Annotated in this window: 14 protein-coding genes; all 14 read right to left on the bottom strand. The window is 35.9% G+C overall.

Annotation, left to right across the window (positions count from 1 at the left end; all coding sequences use genetic code 11):
• Nucleotides 1–128: 128 nt before the first annotated feature.
• Complete coding sequence (locus B7698_RS04790; protein ID WP_064276691.1) at nucleotides 129–1,082, bottom strand: glycosyltransferase family 2 protein; 954 nt, start codon at nucleotides 1,080–1,082, stop codon at nucleotides 129–131.
• A gap of 1 nt (nucleotide 1,083) precedes the next feature.
• Nucleotides 1,084–2,088, bottom strand: coding sequence for a glycosyltransferase family 2 protein (locus tag B7698_RS04785; protein WP_084864812.1), 1,005 nt, complete (start codon nucleotides 2,086–2,088; stop codon nucleotides 1,084–1,086).
• Nucleotides 2,089–2,096: 8 nt separating this feature from the next.
• Nucleotides 2,097–3,179 (bottom strand): glycosyltransferase family 4 protein, encoded by a 1,083-nt coding sequence (locus tag B7698_RS04780; RefSeq protein WP_084864811.1) that lies wholly within the window; start codon nucleotides 3,177–3,179, stop codon nucleotides 2,097–2,099.
• 7 nt (nucleotides 3,180–3,186) lie between these two features.
• The gene (locus tag B7698_RS04775) at nucleotides 3,187–4,023 is read right to left on the bottom strand and encodes a LicD family protein (protein ID WP_084864810.1); all 837 of its coding nucleotides are present in this window, start codon (nucleotides 4,021–4,023) and stop codon (nucleotides 3,187–3,189) included.
• Between the two features lie 9 nt (nucleotides 4,024–4,032).
• The gene (locus B7698_RS04770) at nucleotides 4,033–5,283 is read right to left on the bottom strand and encodes an EpsG family protein (protein WP_064276699.1); all 1,251 of its coding nucleotides are present in this window, start codon (nucleotides 5,281–5,283) and stop codon (nucleotides 4,033–4,035) included.
• Nucleotides 5,284–5,286: 3 nt separating this feature from the next.
• A complete protein-coding gene (locus tag B7698_RS04765) occupies nucleotides 5,287–6,081 on the bottom strand; it encodes a DUF4422 domain-containing protein (RefSeq protein WP_064276701.1) in 795 nt (264 codons plus the stop codon).
• A 210-nt stretch (nucleotides 6,082–6,291) separates the two neighbouring features.
• Nucleotides 6,292–6,885 (bottom strand): sugar transferase, encoded by a 594-nt coding sequence (locus B7698_RS04760; protein WP_082888152.1) that lies wholly within the window; start codon nucleotides 6,883–6,885, stop codon nucleotides 6,292–6,294.
• A gap of 118 nt (nucleotides 6,886–7,003) precedes the next feature.
• Nucleotides 7,004–7,708, bottom strand: coding sequence for a tyrosine-protein kinase (locus B7698_RS04755; protein ID WP_084864809.1), 705 nt, complete (start codon nucleotides 7,706–7,708; stop codon nucleotides 7,004–7,006).
• A gap of 9 nt (nucleotides 7,709–7,717) precedes the next feature.
• Nucleotides 7,718–8,410 (bottom strand): capsular polysaccharide biosynthesis protein CpsC, encoded by a 693-nt coding sequence (gene cpsC / locus B7698_RS04750; protein WP_084864808.1) that lies wholly within the window; start codon nucleotides 8,408–8,410, stop codon nucleotides 7,718–7,720.
• An 8-nt stretch (nucleotides 8,411–8,418) separates the two neighbouring features.
• Nucleotides 8,419–9,150, bottom strand: coding sequence for a capsular polysaccharide biosynthesis protein Cps4B (cps4B, locus tag B7698_RS04745; RefSeq protein WP_084864807.1), 732 nt, complete (start codon nucleotides 9,148–9,150; stop codon nucleotides 8,419–8,421).
• A 1-nt stretch (nucleotide 9,151) separates the two neighbouring features.
• Nucleotides 9,152–10,597, bottom strand: a complete 1,446-nt coding sequence (gene cpsA / locus B7698_RS04740; protein ID WP_084864806.1) for an LCP family glycopolymer transferase CpsA — start codon at nucleotides 10,595–10,597, stop codon at nucleotides 9,152–9,154.
• Nucleotides 10,598–10,792: 195 nt separating this feature from the next.
• Nucleotides 10,793–12,751, bottom strand: a complete 1,959-nt coding sequence (locus B7698_RS04735) for a peptide ABC transporter substrate-binding protein (protein ID WP_084864805.1) — start codon at nucleotides 12,749–12,751, stop codon at nucleotides 10,793–10,795.
• Between the two features lie 149 nt (nucleotides 12,752–12,900).
• Nucleotides 12,901–14,868 carry a peptide ABC transporter substrate-binding protein gene (locus B7698_RS04730; RefSeq protein ID WP_084864804.1) on the bottom strand — a complete coding sequence of 656 codons (1,968 nt, stop codon included), beginning with the start codon at nucleotides 14,866–14,868 and terminating at the stop codon, nucleotides 12,901–12,903.
• A 169-nt stretch (nucleotides 14,869–15,037) separates the two neighbouring features.
• A complete protein-coding gene (locus tag B7698_RS04725) occupies nucleotides 15,038–16,648 on the bottom strand; it encodes a glycoside hydrolase family 13 protein (protein ID WP_084864803.1) in 1,611 nt (536 codons plus the stop codon).
• Nucleotides 16,649–16,772 lie beyond the last annotated feature (124 nt).

Raw genomic sequence — 16,772 nt, 5'->3', positions numbered from 1 at the left:
CAGTGACATTGAAAATCGTGAACGAACATACTTATAATGGGCAATTCTTCTAAACGCTTCTTTCATATTTCCTCTTTCCTACAATTTTTTGACACTTGTTGCAAATTAAATTGGATCTATGTATCATACTATCGTAGCAACAAATACAATTCAGGGCTAAGCATAAAAATAAGGTATTTTAGTTTTAGTTTCAATGATAACTTACTATTCTTTAATAAGTCACTCATTTCGACTCTCAACAACACTTTATCTTTTGAAAAATCTTTTAAGCCTGAGTCAGCTTTTGCACCAATTACTACAAAGCCACCTAATAATTTTTTAGCTTGCAAAGCTTGCTTTAATTCTGGGCTCTGAATGTACTCTCTTTTAATAACTTCCTCATTTTTTGCAACAGCTTTAAAGAAATCATATCTTTTTTCAGTAAATGTTGAACGAACTATACTCCCTTCCCTACGATAGTAATTGTAGGTTTCAAGTGGACTGATCACGATTCTTTCAGCTAAGGCAAGATGTTCTGCTACAACATAAAAATCCTCATAGATTTTCCCGACTGGAAATGGAACGCGCTCCAAGATGCATTTCCGATAAAGTTTTGCACAGGCAGAAACCGTTGCAACTTTGTCATCCAACATTAGTTGTAGAGCCTTTTCTTTTGTAATCACACTCAAGCTTTCATAATCTGACTTCTTAAGATGATGGGAACTATAATCATTATATTTTGAAGTAGCTTTAACCTTTGTTGAAATCAAGTCTGCTTGATGTGTTTCCTGAATTTTCACGATTAACTCTAGAGTATATTCTTCAAGATAATCATCTGGATCTAAAAAGAAAATCCAGTCTGAGCTCGCTTTAGATACTCCAAAGTTACGCGCATCAGATAACCCACCATTTTCTTTGTGGAAAACATGGATATTTTCATATTGCTTTGCATAATCTTCGCATAATAGAGGAGAACCATCTGTAGAACCATCATTTACAAGGATTATCTCAAAGTTTTGATAGGTCTGTTTAATTAAGCTTTCTATCGCATAATGCAGATAGTCTGCAACATTATAAACCGGAACAACGATGCTGATAAACATCCTAAATGCCTCTCTCTTTTTCTTTCTTTTCAGAGTATTTCTTCAAAATCGGATTAAAAATTATCCCCAAAGCAAAGTTAGTCCTATAATTTAAGTAAGACAATCTGTCAAATTTTTTCGTAGGAATATAGTCATATGAACTTTTCTCAATTTTGCTATATAGTTCCTTCAAGAGTGTTTCGGAATCGTTAACCATCCAAGACAAGTCAACCTGCAAACTGATGAGATAAACTAAGGTTTCAGAAACTACTCGGTTTAAAACGGGTTCACTTTCAATTTTTGTAAAATAATCTAGAACTGAATTTGTAACAGTCAAATGGTGACGAACATTACGCTTCATACTCTCGATATTCATACTTTGCTCTGGTCTACCTATGTAGTATTGATAAATATCATAATTCCAATAACTGAAACTATGAACATACTCCAAAGGAAAAAGTGTGTATTGAATATCAACATAAAATGTTTTTTCACTTAAACGAATCTTGTTTTCCGACAAGATTGATGTCTTATAAGTAACCGAGTGCATCGGGATGCGAACATCCGGAATTCCCATGTGTTTTTTGCCAATTTCATACTTGTCTACGAAGTCATTTCGTACTGTAGTATTGTTATAGACATGCTGCTCTGTAAAGTCTGTAATCACCATATCCACATCAACAGTTTCAAGAGTATCTAAAAACTTTTCAAATTCTGATGGAATAACCCAGTCATCCCCATCAATTACTTTAAAAAATTTTCCCTTTGCTTCTTGAATACCGCGATTGATAGTTGAACCATGACCACCGTTTTCTTTTGTAATGACACGGCCATCCAGCAACGAATCTTGGGCTAATATTTCTTCTGCTACTTTAGCAGTATCGTCTGTACTTCCATCGTTAACAACCAGTACTTCAAATTTATTTTTATAATCTGATTGCACTTGTTGGAAAGACTCCAGCCCTTTTGAAACGTAGTCCTGAATATTATAACTAGGCATTACAATTGTTAACAAACAATCCTTCATCTTATCTCCTAAATCGTCTCAATTAGTTCAATCCACTGCTTGAGAATTTTATCTTTATCGAATTTATCCATATTTTCTTTTGCGTGTTCTGAGAAAGACTGTCTCAAAACTTCATCTCCCATCAGTTCAAGCAATTTTTGGCTCAACTTGTCCGTATCATAGCACTCAACCAGATAGCCATTAACTCCATCTTCAACAATTTCGTTCGGTCCTGTCGGACAACTAAAGCTAACTATAGGAAGATTGTATTGTTGTGCTTCCAGCAGAACTAGAGGTAAACCTTCATAGCGAGAAGTCATGACATAAATCCCTTTATCTCCATAAATCAAATCCTGATTTTTTTCGAGTCCTTTTATGACTAACTTATCCTGTAAATCATTTTCGTTGATTAAATTTCTGATTTTATCCACTTCGTCTTGATTTCCGGAACCGTAGATTTCCCAAGTCCAGTCAAACCTTTTCGCTAACACTTTTTTCGCGACTTGAACAAGATAATCATATCCTTTTTGATAGTCAAAACGGCCAACCGTCACAATTTTAGTTGATTTTTTATTATAGGATACTTCTGAAAGAGCAGCCTCTTTCCAATTATAGATGTAGCAAATTCTTTCATCAGAAACACCGTATTTTTTTATATAATTTTCACGGTCTTCTTGAGTAAGGGTCACGAGTTTATCAGCAAATTTCGCTCCAATATATCTTTGTATCTTCTTAACTTTAGTATCAATATCTACTATAGAATTTGTATGGTCGCAGGAAACAAATTTTGTTCTCAAACCAATTGTGCTTGCTACACCAACTGTATTCATACTCATTCCGATTCCAAAAACAATATCAATGTTCTCTTCTTTCAGATAGTTTCTCAATAACTTGACCGCTTCGAGAAAATTTTTACTCATTGATATTTTCTTTGATGATAAATTTTGATATCGAACCGATTGTTTCAGCGAGAAGAAATTGTTTTCTGTAGAAATCATCGAGAGAAGATGAACTTCATACATAGTTGATAACTCATTTGCAAGACTGGTTGCTACTTTCAGTCCTCCATCTGTTCTATCAATACTCCATTTCACTAAAGCGATTTTTTTCATCTTTAAACTACACTTCCCCTTCATTTTCACCCAGTGAGATAATCTCGTAGTGGTGAAGAGCCCTTTTATCTTCTGGTGGCAATTGCATATAATCCGCTCCGTAAATGGCTGTTAGATATTCTCTGTATTTGCAAGGACAACAAAGTTTAAGATCTTCAAACTGTAATAGGACTGGTTCTCCAAAGTAATCACTCGGTACTATCTCTCTTAATTTGTAAGCTCCCGTAAAATTTCCTGCGTAAGCTTCATCAAACGAATATTTTTTTATCGTTTGCAAATATTTTTTCCGTGCCCTGGTAAAGGAAATAATCTTCTCAATACTAACAGCATTCGCAAAAGCAATAATTATCTTTTCAATGAATGGTCGATTTTCTTTTTTCTGATTCACCAAACTATTGAATTGCGAGAGTTGAACCATCATCCTTGCGCACAAGTATCTCAAAGAATGAATTTTTTTCTTTAAAGCATTAGATGGCATACCATCTAGCGGAAAAATGTCTATCCACAAACTTTCTACCAATTCTTCTTTACTATAATTCATGATGATTTTTGTAGAATCATCTCGAATCACAGAGAAAGCTTTTTTATAGTTTAATGTATCTTCGCTTAAAAACTTGTAGTTTTCTGGCAAAACATTTGAAGCTATTTTTTTAAATTTTTCATAATCTTCTCTTGGCATGCCAATATCGATGTCATCATCCCAAGGTATGAAACCTTTATGACGTACCGCTCCTAGCAAGGTTCCCCCTAGAGCATAGTAGGTTAGGTTATTTTCTTCGCAAATATTAATAAACTCTTTCAAAATAGATAAAATCTTATCTTGAATGATTTTGATATCCGACATACTTTCCTCCTAAGTAAAAGGCAAGTCTGAAAAGAACTGATAAATGTTCTTTAAAAGAAGATCCGTTTTACTATAATCGATAAAATCAAAAGGGAAATTCTTATTATAGAAAAAACCTGTGATAAACGATATACTAAGCAAGCTAAGCTCTAGGCCATAAACTAGGCTACGATTCGATAAGATTTTCAACTGCGCTCGATATGTAAACAATATGAATGAAGAAATTACAATCATTGGCAAGAGTAAAAAAAGATTCCTATCATATATATTTCGAAACGGCACAGACCCCATTGATAATAATGTTAAATAATAAGTCATCTTGACAAAAGATATTTTCCAATCATCAATCTCTTTAATAGTTCTACTCAAAACAAAATATTGAATTAAAAATAAAATCATTAGAACCACACCAATATATAACCTCACTGTTAGAGTAGTATTAAAGAGCTCTGCATACGATGCGTTATCAGAGTAAATATCAATTTTTCTAATAAAAGATTGAAAGAAACTAATACCCGTCCATTCTGCAAATATTGGTGTTAATTTTATTATGATTGGAAAACCCAATAAAACAAGTAAACTCTTTCCTAGCGTAATCTTTTTCAGGTAGAAAAAAATGAATCTCAGAGCAACAAAATAAACAACAGCCGAATGAATGCTTATTGGAACTATGTACCATAGCATCATCCAATTCTTTGTATAATTATATTTCGATTCCAAATACATAATTAACATTATCAGAGAAATTGCCATACAAAATCTCATGCCACTAGTGGTATATCTATAGTTATTTAACAAACAAACTGTAATTAGAATCAGAATATAGGTTAACTTAGAGTAGTTTTTATAGGACTTAAACAAATCAACAACAACATAACCAAAGCTAAAATATGTCACAAACGCTGAAATAAAACTAAGCAAACTATAATGATGAGTATTTCTGACAAAATACATCAATGAAGTAAATACCGGAACAGAACCATAATCATATCTACCAACTCTAAATCCTGATGCAAAAGCTTGAAACATTGAAATAATGTTATCAAAATTAGTTAGTACTTGTGTTGCTCTAAAATGAAACGCTCCATCATCTAATGGATGAGGGATATAACGCAAAGCTATTATAGAAATCGATAAACACGCAAGTACTAAATAAGTTACCGAAAACCTTCTGTCGTTTACTATTCCTACCATGCTTAAAAACAAAGATAAAACTGGGAAGACTAAAAAAATTAAAAAAGTAAGTAATAATAAAATCATGATCTAAAAACTCTGTCCATATTTTTTCCCGAAAAATTTTGCTTGTAAGAAGGATTTTCCTTTTTGAATCAAGTCAATTTTCTCCATATAGATAAACGGTATCTCTTTTACTCGCAAATCTTGTTTCGCAATCCAAACATTAAACAAGCGTTCGCTTACACGTCCAAACAATCTCGCATCAAAAGCCGAATAACCTGTAATATCCAACCGTTTATATAACTCATTAATAATTGGAAATAACCACTCACAATATGCAGCTACATTATCTTTTGACATAATAAACATGTTAAACATATAGCCACTACGTTGTTTCATCACTTTATCAAATGTATCAATATAATCAGGATTTAATTCACTAATGATTTGGCGAGTGACATCTAAATGACCTCCATCATGAGTATGTGCATAGTGAGAATAGAGAGTCTCAATATAGTATTTTCTTTTACAGGGAACAACAACATCATAGTCCAGCATCATTTTTTCGACCTCTGATTTAGATAAAATAATGCTATCCATATTGATTTCTTCACGATAAGCTTGACTCTTAGATGTGAAATAACGACGGTAATGTACCAATCCAAGATAGTCACATTCTAAGTTTTTCCATGCCCAATAAAGTCCAGTTAATTCACAATAATAGGGATTCAAACACGAAATGTTGTCCCCTTCATTGTCACATTGGTATCCTAATTTCTCTTTTCCTTCACTACCAACATGAATAGGTAAATAAAGTTCAGTATCATCTGGCATTGTAAATTTCTTGTGTGTTGCAACGATAATTTTATAATTTTTTGTCATTTTAAAATCCAGTTAAACTTCCTACATTTATTGAAGGTAATTTGCATATATTGACATTCTATTTAATATTTCAATTAAAAAGATTATCAAACTAACAATTAATAAATACTGTTCCTAATTTTAAAAATGAAATCGAATACCAAAGTCATATTATTCGTACTCAATTTCACTTTCTAAATATCACATTCCATAATAGCAAAAACCCTATACTTAATGTGCCCCTTCTCTAGTTAAAACTTGTTTTATGGTTAAAAAGATAATTTTAATATCCAACCAAAATGACTGATTTTTAGGATAATACAATTCCATTTCACAGCGTTCAGGGTAGAACACATCACTTCTACCTGAAACTTGCCATATACCAGTGATACCAGGACGAACAGATAATAAAATTCTACGTTCTTCCTCAGTATACTCGTCTAACTCATTATCAAGAATCGGCCTCGGTCCAATAAGACTCATATCACCTAGCAATAAATTTATAAATTGAGGAAGTTCATCAATACTAGTTTTTCTTATGAAATCACCAATATTTGTAAGCCTTGGATCCTCATCTGGAGGTAATTTATAGCTATTTTTTTTATATTTTTCATACAGTTCTTCATTAAGTTCCAAGATTTCCTCTGCATTTTCAACCATTGATCTAAATTTAATAATTTTAAATTTTTTCCCTCCAAGACCTGCTCTATATTGTGTAAAAAAGATACTTCCCTTATATCCTTTTATTTTGTAAATAATTAAAATAATTAGATAAGAAGGCAGTACTATAAATATAGTTCCAAGAAATCCAATAATAAAATCCATAATCCTTTTAAAACTAATATAGATAACGTTATTCCGTTTCACTTAAAATCCCCTCTCATGTAGTAAACTAAAACAGTTTAAATTCTATGAGATATTTTTATCCCTTTCTCTTCCATAACTACTTCCTTAGTCTATCCCTTATTTTTTTACCGTAAGAACCATACTCACCGTAAGAACCATATTTCTCAGCTGAAGTATTAAATTTATTTAATACAACTCCTAAGAATGGTTTATTCGTTTGTTCCAATTGGCCTTTAGCCTTCTGAACATCTTTTCTGTTAACCTCTCCTACCGCAGTAACTAAAACAGATGCATCGCATTTTTGTGTGATAATAGCTGCGTCGATAACGATACCAATAGGCGCTGTATCAACAATAATATAATCAAAATATTTGCGAAGTGTATCAATCATAGTACTAAAGTTCTCACTTTGCAATAAAGCAGTTGGGTTTGGTGAGATAGACCCAGCTTGAACCACAAATAGATTTTCAACATTGGTATCACATAGACCATGAGATAGATCTGTTGTCCCAGATAAAAACTCTGTTAATCCAGTAATTTTTTCACGTGATTTGAAGACACCTGACATGACAGAATTCCGAATATCTGCATCTACTAACAAGGTCTTATAGCCTGCACGCGCGAATGCCCAAGCAATATTTGTAGAAGTCGTTGACTTTCCTTCACCCGGTTTTACAGAGGTGATAGAAATCACTTGTAAATTATTTCCACTCAATTGTATATTCGTACGTAAGGCATTATAGTATTCTTCCGCTTTTTTGGCCAGATCTAATTTTTTCTGTGCTATTTCTAATGTCGGCATATCTCTCTCCTATTTCAATTTGTTCAGATTTGGAACAACTCCCAACAATGCGATTTGCATAACATCTTCAATATCCTCTGGACGTTTCACTCGTGTATCAACCAGTTCAACGATAAGAACAGCGATAACCGTAAAGACTGTTCCTCCAAGTAGCCCAATAATTGTATTTCTACGAATATTTGGAGAAGATGGTGCTATAGCGGGACGAGCTTCTTCAAGTGTTGTGACATCAGAAACGCGTGTGATACTGATAATCTTTTCAGCGGCTACTTCTCTCAATGAGTTAGCAATACGACTAGCTTCCTCAGGGACTCTATCATTAACTGAAATAGAAACGATACGGGTATCGACTGGTACGGTTACTTTGATTTTGCTAGCCAAAGCTTTTGGTGATAGATCTAATTTCAAATCAGATGTAACTTTTTCCAAAACATCTTGAGACAAAATAATTTCACGATAGTCTTTAACCAAGTATGATCCAGCTTGCAAGTCTTGGTTTGTCAAACCAGGCTTATCTCCCTGATTACGGTTGACTACATAAATCCGTGTAGTACTAGTGAACTCCGGTTTAACGATAAAAGCACTATAAGCAAAAGCTAAAGCTCCAGCTACAATTGCTACCAATGCAATTAGAATTTTTCGTTTCCAAAGAATTTTAAACAGGTGAAATACATCGATTTCCATAGTATTTTGTTCTTTCATATTTTCTCCTAAATTATTTGATCCATTATAATTTTCCTAGGGTTCTCTACAAATAGCTCTTCGGCCTTGGCTCTACCATACTTTTTAGAAATAATCTGATAAGCCTCCTCCATATAAGGAGGTCTACTATCTAAGTTATGCATATCACTTGCAATGACGTGAACCAAGTCTTTCTCCAAAAAATATTGGGCTCTCTTTTTCATAAATTTATAAGTTTCACCAAAGAGCCTAGGTTTTAGAACATGAGAACTATTTACTTGCGTATAGCATCCCATATCAATCAGTTCCCTAACACGTTTTTCATTGTTTTCCAATGCATCATAACGTTCAATGTGAGCAATCACTGGGGTAATTCCTAACATCAAAATATTACTCAACCCTCTATGAATATCGCGATAGGGTGTATTCATACTAAATTCAATCAAAGCATAACGACTATCATTAAGAGTAGGAATACGCTTGTTTTCAAGTTTTTCTAGAACATCTGGAGTATAGTATATCTCTGCTCCATAAGCAATGACCAAATCATCTGCCACTTCTTTAGCAATCTCACGAACCTTTAAAAAATTCGTCGCTATTTTTTCTTCTGGAGTCTCAAACATCCCTTTTCGACGATGGGAAGTCGAAACAATCATTCGAACCCCTTGATTATATGCTTCTCTTAAAAGGGCTTTACTATCTTCTATAGACTTTGGCCCATCATCTACATCAAAGACAATGTGAGAGTGGATATCAATCATATCATCTTCCCTCCATCACATCTTGTATCGCACTTTTAGCAGCTGCTAGACTACTATCATCGATTTCCATCATATAGAGATTACTATCTGGCATAGCATAAGAAGGAAGCCCCATTCGACCTGTACCTTTGAGGTCTTGAGAATTGACTTTATAACTACCACCACTACCTAACTGAGCATTAACCAAATCCATCATCGTTTCGATAGGCATATTTGTTTGAAGAGAATCTTGCAGACCTCGAATAATATCACTATAATTTTTTAAAGCTTCACTGGACGTTAATTTCTGAATGATTGCGACAATGACCTTCTGCTGGTTACGGCCACGATCCCGATCTCCATCTGCCAAAGAATAACGCTCACGCACAAATCCTAAAGCTTGCTCCGAATCAAGATGAACATTTCCTACGGGATAAAACTTCCCATTTGTATGAGCCGTAAACTCTTGGTCATTATAAACATCAACTCCACCGAGAAGATCAATTAATTTCAAGAAAGAAGTGAAATTCAAACGAGCATAGTAGTTCAAATCAATACCGTAGAGATTTTCCAGTGTATGTATTGAAGCATCTACTCCATAAATCCCCGCATGGGTCAACTTATCTTTTTGGTTGTTGCCACCATCTGCAATTGGAACGTAGGAATCACGAGGTGTCGTTGTCAAGAGAATCTTTTTAGTTTCGCGATTAACTGTCATAATAATATTGACGTCCGATCGAGAAACTGAACTAATTGGACCGTAAGTATCAATTCCGCTTACATAGACATTAAAGGATTGGTTCTTAGAAACTTTAGGAGCAGCTACTTCCTTGGTGATATTTTTAGTGTAGATTTTCCTAATTTTTGATGCGTAATCAGGGTATTCAGACTCTATAATATTTTCAAAGACGCTATTTAAGACAATCGCTTTTGCTTCACCTGATACCAAACTCTTATAAGCTGTAAGATATGAAGTGCTTTGTTCAACCGTCAATTCTTTGCTCTGACTAGTTTTGATATCAGCTATCAATTTTTGAATATTCTCATTATCTGTATCCGTAGGCCCTGTAACACTATCTAGTTGTGTGACATTATGAACCTCACTGTCTTTCAGAACAACAACACTCATTGAGTATTCTGAGTAATTCGACGTAGAATTGATATGACTAGTAAAGCCGACAAATTGTTGCAGTGCAAAGAAAGAAACTGAACTCACTAAAATAGCTAGTGTTAAAAAGAAAATCGTAAATTTTTCTGCTTTTCTATAAATGATCAAAAGCAGACTCACTAAAGCGACCAAAATCACTACGGCTGCCGTTATAACATTCAGGTATCTAAACGCCAATATATTATGTCTAAAAATCAAAAACAGCAAAAAACCACCCAATAATACATAAATGGTTAATAAGGCTATATTAATACTCCGCTTAACTTTACCCGAACGGGCTCTTTTTGAACGTTTATTCATAGTTTTCCCCTATATGTTGATTATCAGAATTATTATATCACAATCATGAAATAATTTCCATTTATTCCTTTTTTTATCAGCGTTTTCATCGCTTTTTCTTTACTAAAATCACCTGAAAATTATACCTATTTTGTAAATTGGACTCTTATACAAAAAACAAGGATACTGATGGTAAAGTATCCTTGTTCTTATTTTTTATTTGATATGACTTTCAAATTCTTTTTGACTCTTTTCGATAGCCTTTTTACTTTCTTCTTCCCACTTAGCCTTAGCTTCATCAAATTGTTTCTTGGTAACAGGGTCTTTTTGAAGTTTCATGTACTTGTAGTTATTTCCATCACCTTTGATACCCACTAGAGAGTAAGCACGTGTAAATGGAGTTACTTTGGTGACAGAGGCTGTACCACCATTTGACATCGAAGACATGATTAGAGAATTATCAATCATCCAAGCTTGTGCTTCAGCATATTTTTCATAACGCTTAGCAACATCTTTGTTTTCCGCACCTGCCTCTTTTAAAAGTTTCGTATAGGTATCAAGACCTAAACTCTTAATCAGTTCTTGATTTTCCTTAGCATCCAAACCAAAAATCTTGAGATAGAAACCATCTTCTGAATTAAATGGATCAAGATAAGTTGACGGATCTTGGTAATCACCCACCCAACCATCAAAGTTCAAGTCGTAATCACGAGACGCCGGATTCGGAGCAAGAAATGCAACATTGCTGAAATCATCCGTAGATAATTGTTGCACATCAACCACAATATTGTCATCCCCAAATACGGTCTCTAAGGTCTGTTTAACCGAATTCATACCAGAAACCGCGTTTTTATTGGTTTGATCAACAGGAACATCAATATGAATAGGGAAGGTCACCCCTTTTGATTCCAATTCCTTTTTAGCTTCCGCAAATTTTGCTTGGGCCTTTTCCTTGTTGAAGTATCCGTCTTGGGCATCCGCCAAGTTAATGCCTGACCATTCTGTTCCGTACTGAACAAGTTTAGAAGAAACCACTTCTCCGAAGCTCTTATCCCCCACCTGCACAAATGTAGGGGGAACAAGGGTATTACGAAGGGTCTTGCTTGCTGCTTCTTGACCATTAGATTGGGCAGAATAAGCCGTACGATCGATAGCAAAATTGATTGCTTGACGGAAGTTCTTATTTAAAATTGCTATTTGAGTTGATTTCTTTTGTTCATCTGTTGTTTTAGCCGTATGGTTATAAGCTTTACGGTTAACATTAAAGTTAAAGTACCAAGATGTTTTGTCTTGTAAGCTATAAACAATATTGTCTTGATATTTTTCTTTTGTCTTGGCATAGCTCGAGCTATTTGGATAGACTCCCGCAAGCGTATAGGCGCCACTTTCAAAGTTTCGAATGGTCATCTCCTGATCAGAACCATCAAAATATGCTAGTTTAACTTTCTCAATGGTCACCTTGTCATGATCATAGTAGTTAGGATTCTTCACATACTCGATGGAAGATTTTGATGTGAAATCTTTTAACAAGTAAGGTCCATTGTAAAGGATGCTGTTTGGCGTCAAGGTTCCAAATTCTTTATCCTTTGATTTCAAAAACTCTTCGTTAACTGGGAAAAGGATACTATTAGTGGTCTTTGAGTTCCAGTAGGGCTCTGGTCGAGTCAAAGTGTACTCAACCGTATAGTCATCCAAGGCTTTCACACCAACTGTTGTGAAGTCATTGGTCGCACCTGTCACATAGTCATTCAATCCCTTGATAGAGTTTTGGATGAGATCCATGGCTTGACCCTTGTTGTCCGCAGCATACTTAATCCCAGTGACAAAGTCTTGGGCTTTGACTGGAGCGTACTCTTCTCCATCAGCAGTATACCACTTAGCATCTTTTCTGAGTTTATAGGTATAGGTCAAACCATCTGGCGAAACTGACCAATCTTCAGCTAGAGCTGGCGTTAGATTTCCATAGCTGTCATTTTCTAGCAAACCATCCACAAGATTAGTAATTATAGATGTATTGTCTGCATAATAATCTAAAAGATAATTAAAAGTTGTTGGATTTCCACTAAAAGTTGACGAATACGTCTTTGTGTCTGTGTTAGATTGCCCACAAGCTGTCAGTAAAATCCCTGTAGCTAGGACAAGACCAGTTCCGATGAGTCTTTTTTTCATGTTCATCCTCCACTCCTTTATGTCACTTTTTATAACATAGCCATATTTTATCAAATTTATTCAGAAATGTAAAGTTACTAGTTTCTAAGCGATTAACATCCCATAACCAAAAAAGGAAGCACAGATTCTCTGCAACTTCCTTGTCTTGTTATAGACTATTTAATGTGTTTTTCAAGCTCTTTTTGGTATTTGGCATTTGTTTCTATTTTTTCTTTCTGCCATTTCTTGAGAGCTTCTTCATATTCTTTCGTTGTCACAACATCCTTTTGCAACTCCAATCCTTTGAATACAAATGGATCTCCCTTGATTCCTACTTGAGAGTATGCTTTTGTGAATGGTACAGTACGGCTAACAGTTGGAGAACCACCTGAAGAAGCAACTGGGATTAAAAGTGAGCTATCCGATACCCAAGCTTGAGCTTTAGCGTATTTTTCATAACGCTTATTGAGGTCACTTGTTTCAGCTGCGGCATCGTCCAAGAGTTTCTTGTATTCGTCCAGTCCAACTTGAGCCATCACTTCTGGATCTTTTCCACGAGTGATCCCCAAGTGTTTAAGAGCAGAACCCTTCTTAGCATCGAGAATGTTGAGGTAGGTAGCTGGGTCTTGATAGTCCGGGCCCCAACCAGTTCCATTCAAGTCATAGTCTTTTTGTGCTGGAACCTTAGCTTGAGACGTGATGCTCATTTTTTCATTATCAGTCATTTGAAGGACATCGATAATGACATTATCAGTACCAAGTGTTGATTCGATAGATTGCTTAAGTGAGTTAGTTTGCTGGACAGCAATCACATCTGTTTGTTCAACCGGAATATCCAAACGAATTGGGAAGGTCACACCCTTTGCTTGCAATTCTGTCTTTGCTTTTGCAAAGGTAGCCTTGGCTTTTTCTGGATTATAAATCGTATCCTTACCATCTGTCAAAGCTACATCTTTCCACTGTTCCCCATAAGAAACCAACTGCTCTTGAGCCAGTTCACCAAAGGTCTTTTCACCAACTTGAACATAATCATGAGGCACTAGGCTATTACGAATAATCTTATCCGCACCTTCTTCACCATTTAACTGAGCCGTGTAAGAGTGACGGTCAAGGGCAAAGTTCAATGCCTGACGGAAGTTTTTGTTGAGAAGAGCTTCTTTTGTTGAAGTTTTTTGAGCTTCGTCCGTTTTAGCCGTTTTATTGTAAGACTGGCGATTTACGTTAACAGTGAGATAGTAGCTTGTCGCTTCTTGTGGACTGTAGACAATCTTATCTCCGTATTCTTTCTTAGTTGACTCAAAGTTTGAGCTTGTTGGGAAGAGACGGGCAGTTGTATAAGAACCTTGTGTAAAGCTACGAATCAAAGATTCTTGGTCTGATCCATCGTAGAAGGTTAGTTTAATATTGTCAATCTTGACATTATCCTTATCCCAGTAGTTTGGATTCTTTTCATATTCAATGACTGATTTTGAAGTCAATGATTTCAAGAAATAAGGACCATTATATAGGATACCTGATGGGGTTGGTGCACCGTAGTCGCTCCCTTTAGAATTCAAAAATTCTTCATTAACTGGAAGCATGGTTGCAGTTGTGACCTTAGAGTTCCAGAAACTCTCTGGTTTGTTGAGCGTGTATTCTACCGTATAATCATCAACAGCTTTAACTCCTACTGTAGAGAAATCATTGCTCTCACCACTAACATACTCTGCCAAACCTTTGATAGAATCCTGAATCAAAGAAAGGCCATCTGATTTCCCATCAGCAGCATGTTTAAGCCCAGTAACAAAGTCTTTGGCCTTAACTTCAGCGTATTCTTCTCCATCAGAAGTATACCATTTTACACCCTTACGAAGTTTGTAGGTGTAAGTCAAACCATCTTTAGAAACGGACCAGTCTTCTGCAAGCGATGGAATTAAGTTTCCATACTTATCATTTTCCAAAAGGCCATCGACAACGTTTGCTATAACGTCAGAAGTTGAGCTCTTGCTCGTCACGCTGTAGTCCAAAGATGATGGATCCATAGCGTAGACATAAGAAAATGTTTTAGGAGCGTCCGCATTCTTTTCGCTTTTACCACAAGCTGCCAAAAGAAGGGCCGCACTCAAGGTCACTCCCGCTCCTAAGAGCCACTTTTTCGATTTCATAGGCAATCTCCTTTAAGATAGTTTTTTCACCATTATAACCTATTTTTCTATAAATGCAAGAGCTTTTGAGAGATTTTTTAGAAAATTCTAACAAATATTTTTAAAAGAGTTCTCTGAAAAACTTTTAGCAAAAAAACCTCAAACTCTATAAGCTTGAGGTCCTTACTTTTTAGTCAGTCAATTCCACACAGAAAGCATCCCATGGAGCTAAGATTTGTTTTTCAAAGACTTCCTGAGCCACGGTGTTTTCAATCAAGACAGATTTGACTTTTCCTTCTACGATCAAGTCTTGCTCTTCATTGGACAAGTTAGCCACAACTAGGAAACGACGGTCCCCATCTTTACGGATATAAGCAAAGACCTTATCAGCAGTTTCAAGCAATTCAAATTCAGCTCGAATCAGCCAGCTATTCTCCTTACGGATTTGAACCAGTTTCTGATAGGTATAGAAAATAGAATCTGGATTTGCCAGTGCTTCTTGAACGTTGATTGCTTGATAGTTTGGGTTGACTGCCAACCAAGGTTGACCTGTTGAGAAACCAGCGTTTTTGCTCTCGTCCCATTGCATAGGGGTACGGGCATTGTCACGTCCAATGACACGGATACTGTCCATGATTTCTTCCATCGGAACGCCTTTTTCAAGAGCTTCACGCGCATAATTGAGGGATTCAATATCTTCTACTTGGTCCAGCGTTTCAAAGGGATAGTTGGTCATCCCAATCTCCTCACCTTGGTAGATATAAGGTGTTCCTCTCATGAGATGAAGCAAGATTGCAAAGGCTTTGGCAGATTTTTCGCGGTATTCCTGGTCATTTCCCCAGATTGAGACGATACGAGGAAGGTCATGATTGTTCCAGAAGAGCGAATTCCAACCGTCCTCAACTCCTAATTCTGTCTGCCATTTGTTAAAAATTTCTTTTAACTTAGCGATATTCAGCTCTTTTTGATAGTGCCATTTAGGCTGACCTTCCTGATACTGAAGACCGATATGTTCAAACTGGAAGACCATAGACAATTCTTGCCCCTTTGGATCCGAGTAGAGCTTGGCAATCTCTGGCGTTGCTCCCCAGGTCTCTCCCACTGTCAAGAGATTCTTATCTCCAAAGGTCGCCTGATTCATCTCCTTGAGATAGGGATGGAGCATGGGACCATTATTGACTACTTTCTCGTCAGGAATTTTCCCAATCATGTCAATGACATCCATGCGGAAACCACCAATGCCTTTATCAATCCAGAAATTCATCATCTCATAAATTTTCTGACGAAGTTTTTCATTTTCCCAGTTGAGATCAGGTTGCTTCTTGCTGAAAAAGTGGAGATAGTACTGACCTGACTTTTCATCGTACTCCCAAGCAGACCCACTAAAGATAGACTCCAAATCGTTTGGTTCATCCCGCCAGATATAGTAGTCTCGTTCAGGGCTATCAGGATTTTCACAGGCCTCGACAAACCAAGCATGCTCATCTGAAGTATGATTGACCACTAAGTCCATGATGATACGAATATCACGCTTCTTAGCTTCCGCGATCAGTTGGTCCATATCCTCCATGGTTCCGAAAATAGCTGCAATCGCTTGATAATCAGCAATATCATAGCCATTATCATCCATAGGACTGTCATAAACTGGAGAAAGCCAAATCGCTGTAATTCCTAACTTGGCTAGATAGTCTAACTTACTGGTAATTCCTGGCAAATCGCCAGTTCCATCTCCATTACTATCCATAAAACTCTTAGGATAGACCTGATAGACTACGGCATTGTGCCACCATTTTTCTTGCATCTTCTTACCTCATTATTTTAATAAGCTGTAGTCTATGATAGCGCTTTTTAAAATTTTATGCAAGCGTTTGCCTAATCTTTTTGATTCCTTTTTTAACTCCATAGTTTCCTAACTTCCAATTTTT

The sequence above is a fragment of the Streptococcus mitis genome (genome assembly GCF_002096855.1).
In the GTDB taxonomy this organism is placed as follows: Bacteria; Bacillota; Bacilli; order Lactobacillales; family Streptococcaceae; genus Streptococcus; species Streptococcus mitis_Y.
This window is presented reverse-complemented; position numbering and strand designations above follow the sequence as displayed.